The sequence below is a fragment of the bacterium genome (assembly GCA_030247525.1).
Classification (GTDB): domain Bacteria; phylum Electryoneota; class JAOADG01; order JAOADG01; family JAOADG01; genus JAOTSC01.
The window spans coordinates 1-4,233 of sequence record JAOTSC010000230.1 but is presented as its reverse complement, the minus strand read 5'-3'; the positions used below and the strand labels follow the sequence as shown (position 1 = coordinate 4,233).

3 protein-coding genes are annotated in these 4,233 nt (G+C 47.2%); all 3 read right to left on the bottom strand.

Annotated features, from left to right (window positions below; all coding sequences use genetic code 11):
* Positions 1 to 202: 202 nt before the first annotated feature.
* Positions 203 to 2,410 carry an urea transporter gene (locus OEM52_14285; GenBank protein ID MDK9701304.1) on the bottom strand — a complete coding sequence of 736 codons (2,208 nt, stop codon included), beginning with the start codon at positions 2,408 to 2,410 and terminating at the stop codon, positions 203 to 205.
* Between the two features lie 12 nt (positions 2,411 to 2,422).
* Positions 2,423 to 3,799 (bottom strand): alanine racemase, encoded by a 1,377-nt coding sequence (locus OEM52_14280; protein ID MDK9701303.1) that lies wholly within the window; start codon positions 3,797 to 3,799, stop codon positions 2,423 to 2,425.
* Position 3,800: 1 nt separating this feature from the next.
* On the bottom strand, positions 3,801 to 4,233 hold a 433-nt coding region (locus OEM52_14275; GenBank protein ID MDK9701302.1), incomplete at its 5' end, for an ATP-grasp domain-containing protein.

The following is a 4,233-nucleotide window of genomic DNA, read 5'->3' as shown; positions in this document are numbered from 1 at the left end:
TTCACTCACGAATACAAGGTGCGTATGCTATACTCTCCTTGTAGGTGCTTATGGGAAAACTACTTGAGGCTATCTTGCTATTCATACTTCAAGCTGGTAGCCGCGGGCTTTAGCCCGCGTACAGGCTACACAAACTGATGAAACGCGGGCTAAAGCCCGCGGCTACCAATTGTGAGATAGATTCTTGTTATTCGAGAAGTTATTAGTGATTCGCTGAATCAGGGTTAGTCCATGAGAACAAACGTGAATCATAGCGTAAGAGTGAAGCATCCAAAACACAATTCTTCCCTCGGTACATTTTCGCTTCAACTAATCCGACATACTGTCGGAAAGTTAGCTCATAACGGAAAGTGTGTCCAGCTGCAGTAGTCACTGAGACGGTTACACATAGCAATCGAGAACCATCGGCGGCGGTTTGGAAGCGATACCCTTCTCCCTTCGCTGTGCCACTCCCCGGCAACTCCAAAACTCTCCGCAGGGGATTTGCCAAGAGATATCCATGGACATCGATTTCCCACGTGTACTTGACGCCATAGAACAACGGCAGACAAGTCAATCCCGGCGCTAACATCGCCAAGATTCCACGTTTACCAGCCCCAATGAAATTGCTATCGGTTTCATCAAGTGCATCGAGTTGCCAATGGCCTGACGTTCGGAATGCTGACAAAACCTGTTCGTTGTCGTCCAACAGGATACGGCCGTAAAGACCTGCTTTACTCTTAAACGACTCATGACGATGGGTTGCACCCCGCTTCACCTGATATTGCCATTCCGCTCCGATGACATGCCACGGGAAATAATCTTCCAACTTTATTGTATTCGTCGAGAAGAAATCACTAACCAAATCGCCTTGTTGTGGATTGCCCTTTGCGAGATAGACGTAATCTTTTTGACGCTTGGCAAGCAGACCACTCCAAAATGCGGGAATTGATTGAGCGCCGGGATACCAATCGGTTTGCAGATTAATGTGCAAGTGTGGTTCGGGAGAGCGACCCGAATTACCAACCCGGGCGATTTCTTGTCCAGCAGTAACCGGTTGTCCAACAACGACCTTTACACTATTCGGTTGCAAATGAGCCAACAAAGAATATTCACCCGGAGCATGATAGATCGAGACATAATTTCCATAAGGAATTTCGGTATTTACATTTTGTGGAGCATTATCGCTCACATTACTCAAGACTGCAGCGATAGTACCAGCAGCCGGAGCAAGTACCGGTAGACCATAGCCATAGTAATCGGTTAAGGATAATCCGGGATAATTTGCTGACTTTCCCACCTCATCCAACAACATGAAATCGTAACTGAATTTTCCAATACCGTTGTGGGTAGGTTGGCTGTCAATCCCTTGGGTGATCGCCCAACTGCCATAATGCGGCATCCGAAATTGGGTGAACGGTTGCCCAATTCGACGCAACCAGCGCCAATACTGGCGTAAGTTCGCTTCCGCAGTACCAACACTCGCTAACGGATAAATGTAAACCCCACGAAACAATCCAGATCGAATCGGCCAAAGCAGTAAGAGAAGCCCGATCGCAAATGGAAATGCTAACGGCGGTAACTGAATTACTTGTAGGTGTGTCATCGTCGCTACCGATAACACTGCAACAAGAATCACTCCAAACAGTGCAAAGAGAATTCCGTTGCGGTTTGGTAAAACAAAAACACCTCCCAGCGCTCCCGCGGTAAAGACGCAATTGAAAGCAGATAATGCTGTTTCGTGAGGGCTTAGTTGGTTTCCTGTTAGTAATCGAATAAACACTAATCCGACGGCTGCTCCGATAATCATTGCAAAAGCAGTCACTCGAGTGCCAAGTAATACCCCGACCAAAATCAGAATTCCAGCCGGGATGCTGGTCTGTAAGGATGTAGCACCGATCACCTGTAAAAAGTCTTTTACAACTCCCGGTAGGTTGTTTGCTAACCAGATATTGACGTTCGCTAATATGGGAAGAAAGCTTTCAACCGATGTCCGTTCGATAACCGACGCTGAGCCAAGAGCCAAACGGGATGTTAACAATCCAAGCCAAGTTGCTAATACGAAAGGTAGGGCAGTAACCGGTAAACCGAATGTCCATCCTAACCAAGAGACCAAGGTGGCACAGATAATGGTAGCAAAGGCAGCACTCAATGGTACTAAAAGAAAGAGGGTGTAAGTCGGTTCGAGATACAACGACAAGGCGAGACCAGTTAGCAGTCCAGCTGCACCGAATATTCCTGATTTGATATAGCTGCGATCGACAAAAAACGCTTGAGCGAGAAAGTGAGCAGTCAATGCTCCGAGTAAACCAAAGAGTCCGTGATGTGGTTGGAGCATAGTCGCGGCAAAAAACAACACACCGGTGCGTTTCCTGCCGCTGAACAATACTGCTCCATACGCCGTTAGGATGTCTTTAGTTAGTTGTAACATTTGCGAATTGCGCTAACTTCGCTTGAGGTGGTCGGGTAATTGATCCAATTGTTTCCAATACTCCACAGACTCGCCACGTCGGACGATATGAGTTTGCCCCTGCTCATCTATTAATATCACCGGCGGGCGAGTGTGGATAAACTGGGTCGATTGGGTGAAGTTGTACGCTCCAATGTTTCTTACGACAAGTTGGTCACCCGATCGCATCGACGGTAAAATCGTATCGTTTGACAAGACGTCGATGTTCATACATAGATTTCCTAAAATCGTGGTTCCTTCCGAGGTCGAACCTGCTTCTCTTGCCATTCTGGTATCGTATTTGTACCAATACACATTCGACAAAAGATTGATCCCGGCATCAATCACTATTCCCTTTTTATCACCATTTAAGCGGCGCTGACTGATAATTGTTACAACCAAATGCATCGCTTCATCGACCATCGCACGACCATGCTCGAACATCAACAACGGCAATTCATCACCCTGATACGGTCCATTCAAGAGAATTGGACAAATCGCTTCGGCATACATGTGGAAATCAGGACAGGTCTGTTCGCCGGGTAACCATGCAGTGTGTAAAGTGTTTTTTGAAGCGAAACCGCCCCCTAAATCCCAGTACTTCAACTTGATACCAAACTCGTTACGAAGAATGGTGGCAAACTCGACAATTTTGGACGCCTGTGCGGTGTACATATTCACATCGTCGATGTAAGTGCCAATGTGACAATGCAATCCAGCTAATTCGAGATTCGGACTTTCAATTATCTTCTTGGCAACTGAGTATGCCTCACCTGCTTCGTAAGAAAAACCGAACCGCGACCACGGAGGATAGTTCAACATCAAAGCGATACGAATTCCTACTTCGACTTTGCGTCCCATTTCGGCTGCAACTTCTTCCATCAGATAGAATTCATCGAAACTGTCGATGTTGATGATCGAATTATTCTCCGCTGCATGTCGAAGTTCTGACCGCTTCTTTTGTGGTCCATTGAATACGATCTGTGGTCCGGGAATTCCGTTCCGGATTGCCATTTCATATTCGGTACCGCTGACAACTTCCGCCCAAGCGCCTTCACTGTGAAGGGTCATACAAATTGCATCGAGGTAGTTCGTTTTGTAGCTGTATGCCAACTGCACCCGTGGATAACGCGGTCCGAACGCTTGCATGAACATCCGGTATTTTCGGCGTAGCGTCGATTCCGATATAACATAGAGGGGTGAACCGTATTCTTTTACCATCTGACTGACTGGAACACCATCAATCGAGCCATACGGTAATGTCGCCGGACTGCGTCCGAATTTGTTGGTCAATCCAACCACATGACGAACAATCGTCGGGTGTTCCCAAAGTTCTTTCCGGTGTTTGGCAGTATCGGTACTGGATGTCATGTTACAAATTCTCCTTCCCATCGCGTTCGGTGCGGTACAGTACTTCGCCGCGAACAGTCAAACCTTCCAACGCCTTTAAGTCACAAATAATATCGACGGCATGTCGAGCAAATGTGACTCCGCTTCGATAATCGGGAAGAACACCGGGATCATTACCTAATGCAAGCTGCATCACCGCATAGGGTAAATTCTGTCCCGAACCGGTGGTCAAATAGCACCATGACGGGAAACGGGGATTGATCTCGATAAGGAAATATTGACCGGTTTGTTCATGTCGCATAAACTCAAGTTCACAAGGACCTTGCCAGCGCAATGCTTCGATCATTCGTTCGGTTATTTCCAATAGTTCGGGGTCACGAATCGTGATGCCTGCCCACGCTTTCCCTTTGTCGGTAAGCCGCAATTTCCGCATCGGTACAGCACCAACTAATTTT